The sequence below is a fragment of the Stenotrophomonas nitritireducens genome, assembly GCF_001700965.1.
Lineage (GTDB): Bacteria > Pseudomonadota > Gammaproteobacteria > Xanthomonadales > Xanthomonadaceae > Stenotrophomonas > Stenotrophomonas nitritireducens_A.
In genome coordinates, this window is sequence record NZ_CP016756.1 from 3,816,392 (window position 1) to 3,834,224 (window position 17,833).

Sequence of the window (17,833 nt, forward strand, 5' to 3'; positions counted from 1 at the left end):
GTTTCTAATGAATGTTTCTCTGCACCGTCTTCTGGCAGCGGCGCTCCTGCTTGCGCCGTTGGGCAGCGCCTTGGCGCAGACCGCCGTCAACCGCAGCCTGCCGCTCTCCAGCGGCGGCCGGGTGGAATTGGGCAATATTGCCGGCCATGTCACCGTGCGCGGCTGGGACCGCAACGAAGTGCAGCTGACCGGCTCGCTGGGCGAAGGCCAGCGGCTGGACGTGGAAAGCAGTGCCAACCGCGTGGCAATGAAGGTGGTCTACCCGCAGAACCGCAGCAACAGCCGCGGCGCGGTGCTGGAGTTGCGGGTGCCGCGCGCGGCGCAGTTGCACACCAGCACCGTCAGTGCCGGGGTGGATGTGAGCGAGGTGGATCTGCGCCGGCTGCAGGTCACCACGGTCAGCGGCAGCCTGACTGCCAACGGGCGCGCCGGCGAGGCGGACCTGACCACGGTCAGCGGTCAGATCCGTTCACAGCTGCGCACCTCGCGGCTGGATACCACCACGGTCAGCGGTGGAATCAATGTTTCCGGTGGCAGCGGCGGCGAAGTATCTGCCAACACGGTCAGCGGTGGGATCACCCTGGATCTGGCCAGCGTGCAGCGGCTCAATGCGGAGTCGGTATCTGGCAGTCTGGGCGTGCGCAGTGCAGGCCTGCAGCCCGGCGGCCGGATCAACCTGGAAACGGTCAGCGGCTCGGTGTCGCTGAGCCTGCCGGCCAGTACCTCGGCGCAGCTGAAGGTGAGCAGCTTCAGTGGCAGCATCCGCTCCGATGTCGGCCAGGTGCAGACCCCGCGTTATGGGCCGGGCAAGAATCTGGATGCACGCATCGGTGGCGGTGACGGCGATATTTCGATCCAGTCGCATTCGGGCAGCGTGCGGGTGAGCCTGGATCGTTGATGTATCCGCTCCCTTCTCTCTGCCACAGGCAAGGGGAGGATTGGGGAAGCTTCAAACTCCCTCCCTTTGCTACCGGCAAGGGGAGGGTTGGGGAGGGTTAGCTTTAAGCTCCCTCCCTTCGCCGCAGGCAAGGGGAGGGATGGGGAGAGGTAGCTCTTTGCTTTTGAGAGCTTCAGCTTCGCGGCTTACGCCGCTCCCACATCTGCGGTGTTTGCTGCTGCAGCCAGTGCAAGACCCTGCACAACGCCGAACGAGGGGTCGCCGTGCACCAGCCGGGCATTCGGGAACGCCGCCGCAGCCGCCCGCTGGATGTAACCAGCGCGTGACATGCCGCCGGTCAGGAACACCGCGGCCGGATCGTGGCCGATATCGGCACGCACCTGCTGCAGCAGTGTCTCCAGCTCGGACAGATAGCCCCCGGCCGCCGCCGTCAGATGCGGGGCGTCGATCTTGACCGACAGGCCCGGCTCGATGAAGTCCAGCGCGCTGCCGTGGCTGGGCTGGCTGCTCAGGGCGATCTTGCAGTGTTCCACCGCGCGGTACAGGCGCGCGGTGTTGCCGGTATCCTGCAGTGCCTGCAGGCGCGGGCCGTAGGGCAGTTCCACCGCATCGTAGTTGTGCTGGCGGAAATCGCGCTGGCGGGTCATGTCCTGCACCATCGCCGCTTCCACGTAGTGGTGCGCCGGCACGCGGGTGATGCCGCGACCGAACAGCGGCATGTAGCCAGCCAGGCTCAAGGCCAGGTCGATATCGGTACCGCCACGGGCGATACCCCAGGCGCGGTGGATCTGTGGCGCCGCACTGCCGCCCACGCTGGCGTGGGCGATGTCGGTGGTACCGCCGCCCACATCGACGATCACCGCTTCATGCCGCTCGCTGCTGACCGCGTGGTAGTGCATTGCAGCGGCCGCGGGTTCTTCAAGAAAATCCACTTCGTCAAAGCCGGCCGCCATTGCCGCGCTGCGCAGGATGTCCAGCGCCTGGTCGTTGCCGGCTGCGCCAATCGAGCTGCGGAACTGCACCGGACGGCCAAGCAGCGCACTGCGCACGTTGCGCTGCAGCTGACGCGAGGCGGTCAGACGGATGTGTTCGAGGATGTGGGTAGCGATGCCGGTGATGGTCTGCTTGGCGCGTGGATGCAGGTTGTAGCCCAGCATCGATTTCGGGCTCTGCACCAGATTGCCTTCGTTCTCCTCGAAGTAGGCTTCCAGTGCGTCATCGCCATACACCGCGTTCTGCAGCAGCGCGGTGGAGCTGCGCGGCTCGCGGATGCGCTCTTCCATCCATTGCCGGCGGACCACGCGGATGGCGTCGCTGCGCAGTTGCTCATGGCTGCGGGTGGTGCCGGCGGCGCGCGCGCTGCGGCGGCCGGATTCGATCAGGTCGTCGACCTGCTGTTCCAGCGCCGGGGTCAGCTCGAAGTCGTTGGGGTCGCGCATCACCTCGGGGAAGTAAACCGTGGTGCGGAACTGCTGGGCGTCACCAAAACTGACCGGTACCACCTTGCCGTCGATATGGGCGGCGGCGGCGGAGTTGCTGGTGCCAAAGTCGATGCCGAGTTTCATGATGCCTGCACGTCTTGCTGCTGAATCGGCCGCGCACTTTACTACGCGGCCGCGCCGCTGGCTTCACATGCCGTTGGCCGGTTCCGGTTTCGATCCGGGTTCCAGCGCATCCAGCCGGGCCTGCCAGGCCTGGGGCGTCTCCGGCTTGACGAACAGCGCGACGATCTCCGGGTGGTGCAGGCGCGCGGCCTGCTCGATGCGAGCCACGCAGGCTTCTATCTGCTGGGTGGTGCAGCGGTCGTCAAAGGCCGCGCTGAGCGTGGCCAGCACCTGGTTCGGGCCGACCTGGATGGTCAGCACGCCGTTCGCGCTTTCAATGTCGGGGTCGGCATTGGCCCGCTCCAGCAAGGCCTGGCCCAGTTCAGGATGGGCGGGCTCACCGATCAGCAGGCCCTTGGTTTCGCGCGCCAGCAGGAAGGCCGCCACCGCCAGCACCGCCGCGATGCCGATTGACGCCAGCGCATCGAGTTCAGGAATGCCCAGCCACTGCGCGCCCAGCAGACCGGCCAGCGCGATCAGCAAACCGAGCATCGCCGCGCTGTCTTCCAGCAGCACGGTGAAGGTGCTGGGGTCCTTGCTGCGGCGGAAGGCCTCGAAGTAGCCATAGCGACCCTTGCTGGCGCGGAACTCGCGCAGCGCCACCCACCACGAAGTGCCTTCGAACAGCAGCGACACCGCCAGTACGATGTAGGCGATGGTGGGGTTGGCGACCGGCTCGGGGTCACGCAGGTGCACGATGCCCTGGTACAGCGAGATACCCGCGCCCATCGCGAATACCAGCACCGCCACGATGAAGCTCCAGAAGTACAACTCGCGGCCACGCCCGAACGGATGGGCCCGGTCCGGTGGCTGGCTGGCACGGTTGAGTCCGTGCAGCAACAACACTTCATTGGTGGTGTCCACCAGCGAATGTACGCCTTCACTGAACATGGCCGAGCTGCCGGAAACCGCTGCGGCAATGAACTTGGCCACGGCAATGCCGAGATTGCCGGCCAGGGCCACGTAGATGACGAATCGCGAGCCGCTTTTTTTTGCCACGTGTTGTCCTGCCAACGCGGCGCAGGCTGCCGCGCGGCCACTTTCCCGCCCCCTGCGTGGCGACGGTGTGAGCGACTGTGACCCCAGCGGCTAGAATAGGCGGCTATTCAATGTCCGGGAGTCCCCCATGTCTGTTACTTCCTGCCCGCAATGTTCGCTGGAAAACGTCTACGCCGATGGCGCGTTGTGGATCTGCGCCGACTGCGGCCACGAGTGGACCGCAGGTGAAGCAAGCGAATCTGCACTGGTGGTGCGCGACAGCAACGGCAATGTGCTGGTGGCCGGCGACACCGTCACCGTGATCAAGGACCTGAAGGTCAAGGGCTCGTCGATCCCGCTCAAGCAGGGCACGGTGATCCGCAACATCCGTCTGGTCGAGGACGATGCCGAACACATCGAAGGCAACTCGGAAAAGATCAAGGGACTGGTGCTGAAGACCTGCTTCCTGCGCAAGGCCTGAGCCAGCTTTACGCGGCGCAGACAGGCTGCGCCGCGTAGTGGCCTGCGGTCAGCGCGCCGCGTGGCGCGCTTCCAGCCGGCGGATGCCATCGAGCTTGCTCTGGTACACCGCCCGCAGCGGATCGCCGCCGAGATCGCGAGCGCGTTTCATTTCGCGCTCGGCCAAGCGGTTGTTGCCGCTGAGGAAGTAAGCCCGCGCCAAACCAAAATGAAACTGATGGGCATGGTCGTACAGCCTCACGGCCTGCCGATAGTAGTGCGTCGCCAATGCATAGTCGCCGTCGCGTTCGGCGCTGTTGCCCTGCATGAACTGATAGAACGGATCGCGCTTGCGCACCTGTTCCAGCCGCGCCTGCAGCTGGGTGACGCGGCGGGTATTGCCCATACGCTGGTAGAGCTTGGTGGCGTTGTGCAGGGCCGGGGCATGCGAGGGGCTGATCGCCAGCGCGGTTTCAAGATCCTTGGATGCGGCATCCAGATCGTTCTCGCGCGATTCCAGCACGCCCAGGTTGCTCCATGCCGGCACGAAGCGTGCGTCCATCCGCAAGGCCGCCGCAAAGTAGGCGCGGGCGCCGGCGTAATCATGCACGGCCAGCTGCTCTGCGCCGCGGTTGTTGTAGAAGTGGGCCAGGGCGCGGCTGTCATTGATCGGCTGCGGGCCGCGGCGGTCGTACAGCACGTTGCTGTCCAGGTCCAAGGTGGCGCTGCGGCCGTCCACGCGCATGCCGACATTGACGTGGCCGGCGTTGAAGATCAGGCCTTGGTCCTGGTACCACGACACCACCTGCCCGACCTCCTGCATGCGTGCCTCCAGCCCGATCTCGCGGGCCAGGGCGACAAACAGCAGGGTGAAGGACAGGCAGTTGGCGCGGTGCTGCTGCCAGGTCTCGGCCACGGTCAAGGTGGCTTCGGTGTCGTATTCCAGGCCCATGCCCTCCGGGCGGAACACCAGTTCCACCAGCAGATGCAGGCGCTGTTCGGGAGAATTGGCAACCTTGAGCACCCGCTCCTGCAGCTGCGCTCGGACTTCCGGCGGTATCGCCATCACCTGTTGCGGGGTGGGCACCTGTGCCGGCGCAGGCACGGCGGCGGCGGGGGAGGCGGCCGGTGCAGGCGCGGCCAAGGCCACGCTGCTGGCGGCAAGCAGGACTAACGCATTCCAACCGATCATGGCGATCACCCGGAGAGTGCTGCGGCATCCCCAGTGTAGGCCTGTTGCAGGGGCATGGGAGGTGTTGGGTACAAATCCACAGCGGGTGTGGACCAGCCCGCTGCAAACATGTGGATAACCATCGGCAGCCCTTGCAGCACGTGGCTCGGCAATGGGTGGTGAAATTTTGGCCATGGCCGGGCCGCGGCCGGCGCTGTCTGCTAGTATCCGCGGCCCCAGACAGTATTGGCCGCCGCGACGGAGCGGGTACGGCGGCCGGCTTTCGATAGCAGACCATGACGAAGCAGCTTTCCTCCACCGAGGCCCAGATGACGCTGGGCCTGGGCAGCGACATTCCAACCGAGCGCCTGTTCTTTGCCGTGATGCCGGACCCGATGACGGCCGAGCGCGTGGCGGAGCTGGCCGATGGCTTGCGCGAGGAACATGGCCTGCTCGGGCACCCGCTGGCGCCCGAACGCCTGCACGTGACCCTGCAGCACCTGGGCGACTACGCCGGCCTGCCGCCGAGCCTGCTGCCCAAGGTCAGGCAGGCTGCGGCGCGGGTGCGCATGCCCGAGTTCGAGGTCTGCTTTGACCAGGTGGGCAGCTTTGCCGGCAGCGTGAAGAACCCGTTCGTGCTGCGCAGTGAATACGGCGCCGAGTTATTGAATGGCCTGCACGAAGAACTGGCACGCTGCCTGCACGGCGTGGGCGGCAAACTGGACCCGCGCTTCACTCCGCATATGACCCTGCTGTACGACCGGCGGCGCCTGCCGATCCAGCCGGTGCAGCCATTCCGCTGGTTCGTGCGCGAATTCATCCTGGTGCGCAGTTTCCTCGGCCAGGGGCGTTATCAGATCGAAGGCCGCTGGCAGCTGGGGTAAGCGCAGGCGGGTGATGGATATCCGCAGCATCCGAGCCGCCCGGCGCGCCGCGATCGTGTGCGCTCCGCGGCGATGGCTTCGTGCCAAGATGCCAGCATGGACGACTTGCTGCAGACCTTGCCCCCGCCGCTGCTGGCCGAGCTGAAAACCGCTTACGCGCAGCCACCACGTGCGTATCACAACTTCGGCCATGTGCAGGCCTTGCTGCAGCACTACCGCGATGTCGCCGCCGGCCCCGGTTGGCAGCAGCCGTTGGAAGTGTTGCTGGCGGTGCTGTACCACGATGCGATCTATGAAGCCGGGCGTGGCGACAACGAGGCGCGCTCGGCGCAGTTGGCCGCCGCCGGAATCAACCGTTGGTTGCCGGACACCGCCGTGGATGCGGCGCGGGTGAGTGCGCTGATCGAGCTCACCGCTCGCCACGGCAGCCTGGACGGGAGCTCGCTGGATGCCGATGCCGCGCTGTTCCTGGACAGCGACATGGCCATCCTCGGTGCCCCGGATGCGATCTTCGACGCCTATGACCGTGGCATCGCCGAGGAATACCAGGGCAAGGTGCCGGGCTTCCTGTTCCGCCTCAACCGGCGCCGCTTCCTGCGCAAGGTCTTGGCGCAACCGCGGATATTCTTCAGCCAGTTCTTCCATGAACGTTACGATGCCCAGGCGCGCGCCAACCTGCGCCGGGTTGCGGGCTGAGCGCGGCCGTTGGCTAAACTAGCGTCCGTCCCACCGTTGATAGGGCCGCACCGGCCGCTGTGATGAACGAACTGCCCGTACCCGCCGTCACCGGCCCGGATCCCGATCCGCGCCCGCAACCTCCCGAAGCACCGGGCCCGAACGAATGCTGCGAAAGTGGCTGCCCCATCTGCGTGATGGACCTCTATGCCGACGAACTGGCCGCCTACCGGCAGCGCCTGGCCGAGTGGAAAGTGCGGCATCCCGAAGCACAGGCCTGAGCCAATGGTTTCGACATCTTTCTGCCAACAGCAGGCGTAGGCTAGGCCGGATCGAAACCGGGACCGATGGATGGCGCGTGTGATCTGGGGAAGAAGTGTGCTGGCGCTGGGCCTGCTGGTGGCACCCGTGGTGGCGGCATTGGCGGCCGAACAGGTCAGTCATGGCCGGTTTGAACATGTACCGGTGTTGTTGCCCAGCACGCCTGCACAGCGGGTAGTGCTGTGGTTTGGCGATGGCCACGCGCCGGCGGCGCAGCATCAGGCGCGGTTACAGGCGCTGCGCGATGACGGTGCCATGGTGGTCGATATCGACACCCGCCATCTGTACCAGGTACTGGCCAAGGAAGGCGGCAGTTGCGGCTTTTCTGCCGGCGACGTGGAGAACTTCTCGCGCTATGTGCAGGCCTACTACCGTGTGCCGACCTACCGGCTGCCGATTCTCGGCGGTGGTGGCGCCGGCGCGGCCTTGGCCTATGCGGTGGCCACCCAGGCGGATGCCGACGTGTTTGCCGGCTTGCTGACCGAGGATTTCTGCCCGCAGTTGGACAACGCGACGATGACCTGCGGTGATGCCATCAAGGGCCGCAGCCTGCAGCCGCAACCGCTGCGCTTCCCGTGGCTGAACGCCGTTGCCGGCAGGGTGCAGGCGTGCCCGGCGTCGGCGGTGGCAGCCTTCATCAGCGCGGTGCCGTGGGCGCGCCAGTTCGCGCGTACGCGTGTGGGCAGCGCCTTGCCCGGCGAGCTCGCCGCAGCGCGGGTGCTGGGCGCGCAACGCGGCGTCAGCCTGCCCGCGGTGCCGCAGGACCTGGATGGCTTGCCGCTGGTGGAAGTGCCGGCCAGCGGAAAGGGCGACACCTTCGCGGTGTTCGTGTCTGGCGATGGTGGCTGGGCGGGGCTGGACAAAGAGGTGGCCGGGGCCTTGGCGCAGGCCGGTATTCCGGTGGTGGGCGTGGATTCGCTGCGCTACTTCTGGAGCGAGCGCACGCCGGCCGGGTTTGCCACTGATCTGGATCGCATCGCGCGCTACTACGCCAATCATTGGCAGCGGCCGAAATTGCTGCTGGTCGGTTTCTCGCAGGGCGCCGACGTATTGCCTGCGGCCATCAACAAGCTGCCGCCGGCCAGCGCGCAGATGCTGAGCATGACTGCGCTGATGTCGGTGGGCGAACGTGCGGATTACGAGTTTCACGTAAGTAACTGGATTTCCAGCGGCGGCGATGACGGCCTGCCGATCGCCCCGGAAATGCGCAAGCTGGCCGCTGACCGCACCTTGTGCATCTATGGCGAAGAGGACGACGACGCGCTGTGCCCGAAGCTGCCGGCCGGCAGCGCGCAGCTGGTCAAGCTCCCTGGCGACCATCATTTTGAAGGCGACTACGCCGGCCTGGCCAAAGTGATCCTGCAGCACGTGCAGGGCCGGTGATGCCTGGCCGCTGTAGGAGCGGCGTAAGCCGCGAAGCGGGCAATCCAAAACGACACCTGTAGGAGCGGCGTAAGCCGCGAAGCCGACATCGTTTCAGTTCACCGGCTTCGCGGCTTACGCCGCTCCTACAAATGCAAACGGCTACTTTCTGCTCGGATCCAGCGAAATCAGCCGGGTCACATCCAGCAGCGCGCTCCTGCAGCGTCGGCATGCGTGTGGGAGCGGCGTCAGCCGCGAAGCCGACATCGTTTCAGTTCACCGGCTTCGCGGCTGATGCCGCTCCTACAAATGCAAACGCTTACTTTCTGCTCGGATCCAGCGAAATCAGCCGGGTCACATCCAGCAGCGCGGCCGGCAGATGCACACCTCCAGGCGCGGCCAGATAGCGCGGCCGCCATTCCGGCGCGAACTTTGATTTGAAACGGCGCAAGCCGCTGAAGCCGTAGAAGCGCTCGCCATGCCGCGCGACCAGGTTGGCGAAGCGGTTCCAGCGGCCGGCCAGGCGGTGCTCGGCCAGGCCGGTCAGCGGTGCCATGCCCAGCGAGAAACGGGCATAGCCATTGGCCGCACCCCACAGGAACAGCTCGATGAACAGGAAATCCATCGTGCCCTTGGGCGCATCCGGTCGGTGCCGCATCAGGTCGACGGAGAGTTCTTTCCCGGCCGGCGCTTGCCAGATGTTGGCGAAGGCGACGATGCGTCCTTCGGCCTCCACCAGCGCCACCGGGAAGCGGCTCAGGTAGGCGGGCTCAAAGCTGCCGAGCGAGAAGCCTTTCTCTTCGCCGGCTTTTTCATCCAGCCAGGCATCGGAGATCTCTGCCAATTCGCCCAGCAAGGCGGGTACCTCGCTGGCCGCTGCCAGCCTGAAGCTCAAGCCCGCGCGTTTGCCCTTGTTCCATGCCTGGCGCAGGTCGGCGCGATCGCTGCCGGCAAGGCTGAAATCGGTGAGCGGCACCATCGCTTCCTCCCCCAGTTTCACCAGGGTCAGGCCCAGATCCAGGTAGTTCTGCCAGTACCTGCCGCTGGTCTGGTAGAACACCGGGCGCAGGCCGAGGCGGTCGGCTTCTTCGCGGAATTTCCAGATCAGCGCGGTGGCAACCGGCGCTGGCCCGACCGGGTCGCCCATCGCCACCAATGAGCCGCCATAGCGCTGCAGCATCACGAAGCCATCGCCGGCTTCGCTGCGCAGGATGGCCTTGTCGCCGGTCAGCGCCACGCAGGCCTGGGTGTCCTCGGCCTGCGCCAGGATCGGCCGCAGTTGTTCCAGGGTGGCGTCGTCGGGCAACGGCAGCGGGCTGCGGGTGCTGTGCAACAGCCGCGCCAGGCCGAAGATGACCACGGCGATGCAGACCAGCAGCAAGGCACGCAATGCACGCGGGGCGTTGCCGGAGGTGGCGAACTGCCACCACAACTCGTGCTGGTATTCGACGTGGCTGTAGACGAAGAACAACAACCACACCGTGGCCACCAGTACCAGCGCCACATTGCGCAGCCATGGCCAGGACCAGGCTTCATCCAGCAGCGCGCCCTCGCGGTAGAACTCGCGCCGCGCCGCCCACAGCGCAATTGCCACCAGTGGCAGGGTCAGCGCCACGGTGACATGGCCACCGCGCAACCAGGCCGGCAGCGGCAGTGCGACGCACAGCGCGAACGCCAGCATCCACGCCGCATGGCTGCGCCGCTGCAGGCCCTGGCCGATCAACAACAGCAGCACGCCACCGAGGCTGCCCAGCAGATGCGAGGTTTCCACGATCGGCAGCGGCGCTGGCAGCACCCGATGATGCGGTACCGGCAAGGTGCCATCGATCAGCAGCAGCGCGCCGGCGGCAAATACCGCCAGCGCTATCAGCTGCGGCAGCCAGGGCCGCAGCACCGTCCAGGCGGTGCCGGCGCCAGTGCGCAGCGGCCGGCGCACGCTGGCCAGTGCCGCCAGCAACGCCGACAGAAACAGGGGCAGCAGGTAATAGGTGACCCGGTAGGCCACGGCGGCAGCAAGCAGGGCGGCCGGCGCGACATGCGGCAGCAGCTTGAGCAGGCTCCACTCGAACACACCCAGCCCGGCCGGCACGGTGGAGACCAGTCCGGCCACCACCGCCACCAGATACAGGCCAACGAAGCCGATAAAACCGACATCGCCCTGCGCCGGCAGCAGCACATAGAACGCCGCCGATGCCAGGCACAACTCGACCACGCTTAAAGCGGTGACTTCCAGTACCGTGCGTCGGTCCGGGATCCACATGCGGTGTTGGTCGCAGCCGATGCTGCGGCCATGGCGCCCGACCAGCAGCAGCATCGCGGCGAAGCCAATCAGCATGGCAATGCCCAGCCCATGCACCGCCATTGCCGGGATCGGCAGTGCCAACGCGGCTGCGCCCGGTTCCAGCAGCAAGGCAACGCCCAGCAACAGCCACGCACCGAACACGAAACCCAGCGTGCTCATCAGTACCACCTGGCCGATCTCGGCCAGGCTGAGCCCGGCGCGGCCATAGCTGCGCACGCGGATGGCGCCGCCGGTCAATGCCGCAAACCCCAGCGTCTGCCCGGCGGCGTGGGCGAGGAAGGCAGTGATGCCTACGCGGGCAGCCGGCAAGGGGTGTTTGGCGCGGCGCAGGCCGATGGCGTCAAAGCCGATCAGGCAGACGTAGCTGGCCATGCCCAGCAGGGTGGCCAAGCCAAGCTGCGACCATGACAGCCCGCGCACCGCCGCGCGGATCTGGTGATAGCCATGGTCGCTGAACTCCCCGGCCAGGGCATGCAGCGCCATTGCCATGATGCCCAGGGTGACCAGGATGGCAGCAATGCGCTTCCACCCCGGTGCGGTTGGTTGCGAAGGCGTGGAAGGCGCGGTCATGCAGGTTTGGGGACGCTGGGCGCTGGGGCAGCGCGGACGTATAAGACTAGCGGTAGCGCGGGGCGAACGCTGCATGTCGGTGCTGCCGCGTTTCCATCGCCTTCAGTCGGCGCGGCGGCAGTTGGCGCACTAGACTTGGCAGCTCGGAGCACGGGGAGTGGGCATGGGCGAAAGTTCGCAACGGGCGGTGTTGCCACGGCCGGCAGCGGCATTGGCGGTGGTGCTGGCCTTGTTTGGGTTCTTGCTGAGCGCCATCGCGCTTCAGTTTGCCCGCGATGACCTGGACTGGGCACGGGCCACCCTCAGTCTGTATCTGCATGGCCCTTACGGCGTGCTGCTGCGCGTGGCCTATTGCCTGCTGGCAGCGGCGATCGCCGCACTCGGGGTGATGTTGTACCGGCAGGCACGCGGGCGCGCGCGGCGCGGCTTGCCGGCCGTGCTGTTCGTGGTGGCGGGGGTGGGATTGGCTGCGGTGGCGATCGGTGACAGCTGGCTGCCGCAACATGCGCCGCTGCTGGCGCCCTTGCTGCACGGGCTCGCAGCGCAGACTGCCTTCCTGAGTGTGACCGTGGCAATGCTGCTGCAGGCCTGGTGCTTCGGCCATGATCGGGCATGGCAGCGGCTGCATCGTCTGGCCTGGTGGTGGGCGTGGCTTGCGTTTGCCGGGCTGTGGTTGCACGTGCTGTGGCGCGACAGTCCACGCGGGCTCGGCCAGAAGCTGGTGATCGTCACGGTAGTCGCCTGGCTGCTGATGGTTGCGCTGGCGTCATGGCGGCGTTCACGCAAAGAAACGCCTGAAACTTCCACTTGCGGTCACAATGATGGGTACATTCACCACAGGGAGTCAGTCATGATCCAACGCTTCGATACCGGCCCGCGCATGTCGGAAATGACCATCCACCATGGCGTGGCCTATCTGGCCGGGCAGGTGCCGGAAGATACCAGCGCCGATATCGTTGGCCAGACCGAGCAGGTATTGCAGGCCATCGACGATCTGCTGCGGCTGGCGCCGACCGACAAGAACAACATCCTGCGTGCGGAGATCTTTCTTGCCGACATGGCCGATTTCCCGGGCATGAACGAAGCCTGGGACAAGTGGGTGCCGCAGGGTGCAACGCCGGCGCGCGCCACCGTGCAGGCCAAGCTGGCCAACCCGGCGTGGAAGATCGAAATCGTGATCACCGCCGCGGTGCCGTAAGCAGCTGCTGCGATAGCGGTAGCGATTGCTTGCCTGTCCTGGAGGCTACGGTGTCCGGGGCAGGCAGCCGTTTGATCTGGTTGGGTTCTTTGCAGGGAGGCAGGGATGGAAATGATGCGTTACCTGTTGTTCGCAGCCGTGGCAGCCAGCGGCGCGCTGCATGCGGCGGCACCGGCGCAAGCCGCGTTGACCAAACTGATCTACAAGCAGGCGCCGTTGCAGCGCATCGAGCCGCTGGACTACCCGCAGTTCAAGCTGATCGAAGCGGAACTGCGCAACACCGTGCGGCGCCATGGCGATCGCAGCGTGCCCAATCGATTCTGTGCGGTGGGGTACCAGTTGGGGAGTGGCCAGCTGGAGACGGTTCTGCTCTGGGACAACGCACAGTGGTTGATCCGTTGGTGGGGCGGTGATGCGCTGGCCACGTCGGAGGAACGGTATGCGGTATCGGCCTCGTTCTCACCGGTCACCGACCTGCGTACGGATCTGGTCGAGGATGATCGCTACCCACTGGGCACGCGGGCAATAGTGCGCGCGGATGCGGAAGCTCTGATGGCAGATTGCCACGCGCATGGCCGCCAGTACACGGTGCCACCATTACCGCCAAAGGCGGAAGACGACGAATACTGAGCAGGCGTGCTGCTTTACCGCTCTGCTGTTTTGTAGGAGCGGCGTAAGCCGCGAAGCCGACTACAACTGGATTGCAGTGTTCAACATGATATGAGGCAGCCAATGCTGGGAAGTTTGGCTGCGATTGGTATCTGTGTCAGCTGGATTTTCACCAGCTTCGCGGCTTACGCCGCTCCTACATTCACTCACTGACGGAGTCGGCTTCCGCAACTTTGTAGGGGCGGCATAAGCCGCGAAGCCGATAGCGATTGGATTGCAGTGTTCAACATGGTCCTGGGCAGCCAAGGCAGCGGCAGATGCATGCCTGCGATTGGTATCTACTTCAGCTGAATTTTTGTCAGCTTCGCGGCTTACGCCGCTCCTACACGAGCGGCTGCTGGCTTGCTACCAGCTCGATGCAATCCACCGGGCACGGCGGGATGCATAGTTCGCAGCCGGTGCACAGGTCGGCCAGGACGGTGTGCATGTATTTGGCGCCGCCGACGATGGCGTCAACCGGGCAGGCCTGGATGCACTTGGTGCAGCCGATGCAGTCCGCTTCGATGATGAAGGCAACCTGCGCCGGCTTGTGCTCGCCACGACTGCGGTCGTAGGGCAGGGCGGGAACACCCAGGATGTGCGCCAGCGCACGTGCGCCGGCGTCGCCACCGGGCGGGCAGTGATCAATGCCCGCGCTACCGGCCGCCATCGCCTCGGCATACGGGCGGCAGCCGTCATAGCCGCACTGCCCGCACTGGGTCTGCGGCAGCACCCGGTCCAGGCGTTCGACCAGCGCAACGGTGCCTTCGCCGTCCGCAAGACGGTGGTGCGCAGCGTCGGTTGAGGGTTGGGTAATCATTGGAGAGTCCTGCCGTTCGCCCTCACCCCAATCCCTGTCCCGGAGGGAAAGGGGCTCAGGTCAGGCATTTGCCGCGATACCAGCGTTCATGCGCCAGTGCCAGCATGGGTTTGTCTTCGCTGCTGTCGCCATAGGCGTGAATGCGCGGGTAGGTGCCCAGATCAAAATGCTTGCGGATCAAGGCCACCTTGCGGGGGCCGCAGTCGCCTTCGGCGTAGCGGCCGGTCAGGCGATTGTCCTGCACCTCGAGCCGGTTGCAGATCACCTGCAGGCCAAGCGTGTCACACCATTGCTGCAGATACAGATCGATCGATGCTGAAACCACGGCGACAGTATGGCCCTGCGCCTTGTGCCACAGGATCTGCTCCAGCATTTCCGGGCGCACCATTTCAGGCAGGTGCTCGCGCGCATAGTCGCGCGCCATCTGGCTGATTTCACCGGCATGGCGGCCGGTGAATACCTGCGAGGTGACGCGGCGCCGGATGCGCTCGGCCGAGATCAGTTTCAGCCGGTAGGCCAGCAACCACGGCCCCACCCGCCACCACGCCTGCGCGCGCTGCTCCGGCGTGGCCACACGACGCAGGAACCGGCTGTAGGTGTCACAGACGGTGATGGTGTGGTCGAAGTCGAACAGGGCTAGATGCATGGGCTCAAGGCAGGATTGGCGTTTTGGTTCGCACCGGTAACGTGGTGCAAGGTATGTGGCGCGGTGCCGATCCCTGCGTTGCGGGCCATCGGGAATCAAAGGTTGCAGCAACCCCCGATTCCCGCCTGCGCGCATCAGCGAACCGGCATGCCGGGCAATGCCGCCGCGTCGGCGTCCAGCAGTGCCAGCGCGCCGCCGTCGAAGCCGGCCGACAGGATCATGCCTTCGCTCAGGCCGAAGCGCATCTTGCGCGGGGCCAGGTTGGCGATGAACACCACCTTGCGACCAACCAGCGCTTCCGGCTCGGCATAGCTGGCGCGGATGCCGGAGAAGATCTGCCGCTGGCCCAGGTCGCCGGCGTCCAGCAGGAAGCGCAGCAGCTTGTCCGAGCCTTCAACGAAACCACACTCCAGCACCTTGCCGATGCGCAGGTCGAGCTTGGCGAAATCATCGATGCCGATGTAGGCGGAAGCTTCACCTTCTGCCTTGGCCTCGGTCTTCGCTTCGACCTTGGCGGGCTTTTCAGCCTTGGCCGGCTTGGCGTCGGTGGCGGGCTGGGCGGAGAGGGTGTCCTTGGAGGCGTCGGTCATTGCGTCAATCATCTTCGGGTCGATACGGGTGAACAGCGCCACATAGGCGGCGATGGTGTGGGCGGTAAGCGGCTTGGTGATGTCGTCCCAGCCCTGCACCGGGGCATTGAGGAAGCTCTCGGCCTGCAGCGCGGTGGCCGGCAACACCGGCTTCAGTGCGGTGACCAGCACGCGGAACAGGTTCAGGCCCTGCGTGCAGACTGCCTGCAGTTCGGCGTCGGCACCCTCTTGCTTGGCGATGACCCAGGGCTTGGTGTCGTCGATGTACTTGTTGGCTTCGTCGGCCAGCGCCATGGTCAGGCGGATGGCGGCGGCTGCATCGTTGCGCTCATAGGCCTCGCGCACGGCGGCCAGTGCGGCGACGAAACGGTCGTACTGGGCCGGGTCCGGCAGCACGTCGGCGAGCTTGCCGTCGAAGCGCTTGGCGATGAAGCCGGCGCAGCGGCTGGCCAGATTGACGAACTTGCCTACCAGATCGGCATTCACGCGGGCGGTGAAGTCGCTCAGGTTGAGGTCGAGGTCGTCGACACCGCCGGAGGACTTGGCAGCGAAGTAATAGCGCAGCGCTTCCGGTGCCAGGCCGGCATCCAGGTAGGTGCGGGCCATGATGAAGGTGCCGCGCGACTTGCTCATCTTGGCGCCGTCCACGGTCAGGTAGCCGTTGACGTGCAGCTTGGTCGGGGTGCGCAGGCCGCTGCCCTTCAGCACCGCCGGCCAGAACAGGCCGTGGAAATTGACGATGTCCTTGCCGATGAAATGGTGCAGCTCGGTGCTGCTGTCGGCGGCCAGCACGGCGTCGAAGTCGTCACCGGTCTTGGCGCACAGGTTCTTGAAGCTGGACAGGTAGCCGATCGGCGCGTCCAGCCACACGTAGAAATACTTGCCCGGCGCACCCGGGATCTCGAAACCGAAGTAGGGCGCATCACGCGAGATGTCCCACGCGCGCAGGCCGCCTTCGGCGTCCAGCCATTCGGCCAGTTTGGCCTTGACGCCGGGCAGGGCCACATCGCCAGCCAGCCATTCGCGCAGGAAATCCTGGAAGCGGCCGACTTCGAAGAAGTAATGCTCCGAGTCGCGCATTTCCGGGGTGGCACCGGAAACCACCGATTTGGGATCGATCAGGTCGGTAGGGCCATAGGTGGCACCGCAGACCTCGCAGTTGTCGCCGTACTGGTCGGGCGACTTGCAGTTGGGGCAGGTGCCTTTGATGTAGCGGTCAGGCAGGAACATGCCCTTGGCCGGATCGTAGAACTGCGCCACCGAGCGACGGCCGATATGGCCGGCAGCGTCGAGCTTGGCGTACAGGGCTTCGGTCAGCTCGCGGTTGGCGGCCGAGTTGGTCGAGTCATAGTGGTCGAAATCCACGCCGAAGGCCGCGAAATCACGTTCGTGGCTGGCCTGGATGTTGGCGATGAAGGTTTCGGGGGTAACCCCGGCCTTCTCGGCGGCCAACATGATCGGCGTGCCGTGGGTGTCATCGGCGCAGACGTACCAGACCTTTTCGCCCATCATTCGCCGCGCACGCACCCAGATGTCAGCTTGGATGTAACCCACCAGGTGGCCGAGATGCAGCGGGCCGTTGGCGTAGGGCAGGGCGTTGGTGACTAGGGCGTTGCGGGTCATGGCCATCATTTGCAGCGGGGGAACGCCGGATTATCGCATGGCTGAAAAGCGACAGCCCCGGGGAGGCCGGGGCTGGGGCATTGGGTTTGGCTTTGGCTTTGGCTGGAGCTTGCCAGGGGAAACAGCAGCGCCAGAGCTCCTCCCTTCTCCCGTTTACGGGAGAAGGTGCCCCGAAGGGGCGGATGAGGGGGAGCTTTTGACTTTGTTTAGCTAGAAGCTGCCCTCACCCCACCCCCTCTCCCGTGAACGGGAGAGGGGCTTTGAGCAGAGCATCAAGCCGGCTTACTGGTCGCGCAGCCAGGTCTGGGTGCGGCAGATGAAGGCGATGCAGCCGGACACGTCCAGTTTGCGGCCGTTGTCCACCAGCGCCACCTTGGAGCTGTAGGTCTTGCCCTTGGCCGGATCCAGGATGGTGCCGTTGGCCCACTTGTTGGCGCCGTCCGGACGTACGTTCCAGAGAATGGTCATGCCCTCGATCGGCTTGCCCTTGTTGGCCCCTTCACACTTGTTGCAGAGCGGGTGCGGGCCGTGCTCGGACTGCAGCACCTGCAGGACCTTGCCACTGAGGGTGCCGTTGGCGGCCTGGCTGATCTCGACGATGGACTTCACCCGGCCGGTTTCGTCATCGATGGTGCGCCAGCGGCCGGCAGCGCTGTCGCTGGCGCTGGCGGAGAAGCCGGCGGCCAGCAGCGGCAGGGCCAGCAACAGGGTCTTGAAAGTGGTGCGCATGTTTCCCCTCCCAGGGTGGGTTTGATCAGCCGCCGACGGCGCTGTTACGGGGCGAATGTAACCGCATTCGGTCCCGTACGGAATCCGCAGTGCAGCAGATTTTCGGTGAACGGGAGAGCGGGTGTAGTGCCGAGCCATGCTCGGCAGGGGCTTTACCGGTAATGCCCCAGAAGCAGCCCTCACCCCAACCCCTCTCCCGTGAACGGGAGAGGGGCTTTGAGCAAGAGCGGGGGCTGCAGTGCCGAGCCATGCTTGGCAGGGGCTTTGCCGGTAAGGCCCCAGAAGCTGCCCTCACCTCAACCCCTCTCCCGCAGGCGGGAGAGAGGCTTTGAGCAGAAGCGGGGTTTTGTAGTGC

16 protein-coding genes and 1 pseudogene are annotated in these 17,833 nt (G+C 65.7%); 9 read left to right on the forward strand and 8 right to left on the reverse strand.

Annotated elements, in window-relative coordinates:
* Window positions 1-7: 7 nt before the first annotated feature.
* The gene (locus BCV67_RS16255; RefSeq protein ID WP_062168338.1) at window positions 8-898 is read left to right on the forward strand and encodes a DUF4097 family beta strand repeat-containing protein; all 891 of its coding nucleotides are present in this window, start codon (window positions 8-10) and stop codon (window positions 896-898) included.
* 185 nt (window positions 899-1,083) lie between these two features.
* On the opposite strand, the gene BCV67_RS16260 is transcribed toward BCV67_RS16255, so the two are convergent.
* Window positions 1,084-2,463, reverse strand: a complete 1,380-nt coding sequence (locus tag BCV67_RS16260; RefSeq protein ID WP_062168336.1) for an Hsp70 family protein — start codon at window positions 2,461-2,463, stop codon at window positions 1,084-1,086.
* A gap of 63 nt (window positions 2,464-2,526) precedes the next feature.
* Window positions 2,527-3,588 carry a cation diffusion facilitator family transporter gene (locus tag BCV67_RS16265; RefSeq protein ID WP_062168334.1) on the reverse strand — a complete coding sequence of 354 codons (1,062 nt, stop codon included), beginning with the start codon at window positions 3,586-3,588 and terminating at the stop codon, window positions 2,527-2,529.
* Between the two features lie 40 nt (window positions 3,589-3,628).
* Between BCV67_RS16265 and BCV67_RS16270 the strand changes: the two genes are divergently transcribed.
* Window positions 3,629-3,961, forward strand: a complete 333-nt coding sequence (locus BCV67_RS16270; protein WP_062168332.1) for a zinc ribbon domain-containing protein YjdM — start codon at window positions 3,629-3,631, stop codon at window positions 3,959-3,961.
* A 48-nt stretch (window positions 3,962-4,009) separates the two neighbouring features.
* Here the strand turns inward: BCV67_RS16270 and BCV67_RS16275 are convergent, their stop codons facing one another.
* Window positions 4,010-5,131 carry a tetratricopeptide repeat protein gene (locus tag BCV67_RS16275; RefSeq protein WP_062171638.1) on the reverse strand — a complete coding sequence of 374 codons (1,122 nt, stop codon included), beginning with the start codon at window positions 5,129-5,131 and terminating at the stop codon, window positions 4,010-4,012.
* Window positions 5,132-5,406: 275 nt separating this feature from the next.
* On the opposite strand from BCV67_RS16275, the gene thpR reads away from it, so the two are divergent.
* From thpR to BCV67_RS16295, 4 genes are all read left to right on the forward strand, one after another.
* The gene (gene thpR / locus BCV67_RS16280) at window positions 5,407-5,994 is read left to right on the forward strand and encodes an RNA 2',3'-cyclic phosphodiesterase (protein ID WP_062168330.1); all 588 of its coding nucleotides are present in this window, start codon (window positions 5,407-5,409) and stop codon (window positions 5,992-5,994) included.
* 96 nt (window positions 5,995-6,090) lie between these two features.
* A complete protein-coding gene (locus tag BCV67_RS16285) occupies window positions 6,091-6,690 on the forward strand; it encodes an HD domain-containing protein (protein ID WP_062168328.1) in 600 nt (199 codons plus the stop codon).
* A 62-nt stretch (window positions 6,691-6,752) separates the two neighbouring features.
* A complete protein-coding gene (locus BCV67_RS16290) occupies window positions 6,753-6,950 on the forward strand; it encodes an oxidoreductase-like domain-containing protein (RefSeq protein ID WP_062168326.1) in 198 nt (65 codons plus the stop codon).
* A 70-nt stretch (window positions 6,951-7,020) separates the two neighbouring features.
* Window positions 7,021-8,373 carry a virulence factor family protein gene (locus BCV67_RS16295; protein ID WP_062168324.1) on the forward strand — a complete coding sequence of 451 codons (1,353 nt, stop codon included), beginning with the start codon at window positions 7,021-7,023 and terminating at the stop codon, window positions 8,371-8,373.
* A 298-nt stretch (window positions 8,374-8,671) separates the two neighbouring features.
* On the opposite strand, the gene mprF is transcribed toward BCV67_RS16295, so the two are convergent.
* Window positions 8,672-11,224 carry a bifunctional lysylphosphatidylglycerol flippase/synthetase MprF gene (mprF, locus tag BCV67_RS16300; protein WP_062168322.1) on the reverse strand — a complete coding sequence of 851 codons (2,553 nt, stop codon included), beginning with the start codon at window positions 11,222-11,224 and terminating at the stop codon, window positions 8,672-8,674.
* Between the two features lie 163 nt (window positions 11,225-11,387).
* Between mprF and BCV67_RS19750 the strand changes: the two are divergent.
* The 3 genes and pseudogenes from BCV67_RS19750 to BCV67_RS16310 form a co-directional block, all read left to right on the forward strand.
* Window positions 11,388-12,011: pseudogene (locus BCV67_RS19750) on the forward strand (DUF998 domain-containing protein); the annotation flags it as partial.
* 63 nt (window positions 12,012-12,074) lie between these two features.
* Window positions 12,075-12,422 (forward strand): RidA family protein, encoded by a 348-nt coding sequence (locus BCV67_RS19755; protein ID WP_082746720.1) that lies wholly within the window; start codon window positions 12,075-12,077, stop codon window positions 12,420-12,422.
* Window positions 12,423-12,527: 105 nt separating this feature from the next.
* Complete coding sequence (locus BCV67_RS16310) at window positions 12,528-13,052, forward strand: hypothetical protein (RefSeq protein ID WP_062168319.1); 525 nt, start codon at window positions 12,528-12,530, stop codon at window positions 13,050-13,052.
* A gap of 361 nt (window positions 13,053-13,413) precedes the next feature.
* Here the strand turns inward: BCV67_RS16310 and rnfB are convergent, their stop codons facing one another.
* From rnfB to BCV67_RS16330, 4 genes are all read right to left on the reverse strand, one after another.
* Complete coding sequence (gene rnfB, locus BCV67_RS16315; protein WP_082746572.1) at window positions 13,414-13,890, reverse strand: Rnf electron transport complex subunit RnfB; 477 nt, start codon at window positions 13,888-13,890, stop codon at window positions 13,414-13,416.
* Between the two features lie 55 nt (window positions 13,891-13,945).
* Window positions 13,946-14,536 carry an HAD family hydrolase gene (locus tag BCV67_RS16320; protein ID WP_062168317.1) on the reverse strand — a complete coding sequence of 197 codons (591 nt, stop codon included), beginning with the start codon at window positions 14,534-14,536 and terminating at the stop codon, window positions 13,946-13,948.
* Window positions 14,537-14,670: 134 nt separating this feature from the next.
* Window positions 14,671-16,749, reverse strand: a complete 2,079-nt coding sequence (gene metG, locus BCV67_RS16325) for a methionine--tRNA ligase (protein ID WP_062171636.1) — start codon at window positions 16,747-16,749, stop codon at window positions 14,671-14,673.
* Window positions 16,750-17,031: 282 nt separating this feature from the next.
* Window positions 17,032-17,478, reverse strand: coding sequence for a DUF2147 domain-containing protein (locus BCV67_RS16330; protein ID WP_057627123.1), 447 nt, complete (start codon window positions 17,476-17,478; stop codon window positions 17,032-17,034).
* Window positions 17,479-17,833 lie beyond the last annotated feature (355 nt).

Bases quoted from the DNA above. Each gene is read 5' to 3' on its own strand.
- BCV67_RS16330 (WP_057627123.1), bottom strand. From the start codon at position 17,478: ATGCGCACCACTTTCAAGACCCTGTTGCTGGCCCTGCCGCTGCTGGCC.
- BCV67_RS16255 (WP_062168338.1), top strand. From the start codon at position 8: ATGAATGTTTCTCTGCACCGTCTTCTGGCAGCGGCGCTCCTGCTTGCG.
- BCV67_RS16270 (WP_062168332.1), top strand. From the start codon at position 3,629: ATGTCTGTTACTTCCTGCCCGCAATGTTCGCTGGAAAACGTCTACGCC.
- BCV67_RS16290 (WP_062168326.1), top strand. From the start codon at position 6,753: ATGAACGAACTGCCCGTACCCGCCGTCACCGGCCCGGATCCCGATCCG.
- mprF (WP_062168322.1), bottom strand. From the start codon at position 11,224: ATGACCGCGCCTTCCACGCCTTCGCAACCAACCGCACCGGGGTGGAAG.
- BCV67_RS16260 (WP_062168336.1), bottom strand. From the start codon at position 2,463: ATGAAACTCGGCATCGACTTTGGCACCAGCAACTCCGCCGCCGCCGCC.
- BCV67_RS16285 (WP_062168328.1), top strand. From the start codon at position 6,091: ATGGACGACTTGCTGCAGACCTTGCCCCCGCCGCTGCTGGCCGAGCTG.
- BCV67_RS16310 (WP_062168319.1), top strand. From the start codon at position 12,528: ATGGAAATGATGCGTTACCTGTTGTTCGCAGCCGTGGCAGCCAGCGGC.
- rnfB (WP_082746572.1), bottom strand. From the start codon at position 13,890: ATGATTACCCAACCCTCAACCGACGCTGCGCACCACCGTCTTGCGGAC.
- metG (WP_062171636.1), bottom strand. From the start codon at position 16,749: ATGACCCGCAACGCCCTAGTCACCAACGCCCTGCCCTACGCCAACGGC.
- thpR (WP_062168330.1), top strand. From the start codon at position 5,407: ATGACGAAGCAGCTTTCCTCCACCGAGGCCCAGATGACGCTGGGCCTG.
- BCV67_RS16295 (WP_062168324.1), top strand. From the start codon at position 7,021: ATGGCGCGTGTGATCTGGGGAAGAAGTGTGCTGGCGCTGGGCCTGCTG.
- BCV67_RS19755 (WP_082746720.1), top strand. From the start codon at position 12,075: ATGATCCAACGCTTCGATACCGGCCCGCGCATGTCGGAAATGACCATC.
- BCV67_RS16275 (WP_062171638.1), bottom strand. From the start codon at position 5,131: ATGATCGGTTGGAATGCGTTAGTCCTGCTTGCCGCCAGCAGCGTGGCC.
- BCV67_RS16320 (WP_062168317.1), bottom strand. From the start codon at position 14,536: ATGCATCTAGCCCTGTTCGACTTCGACCACACCATCACCGTCTGTGAC.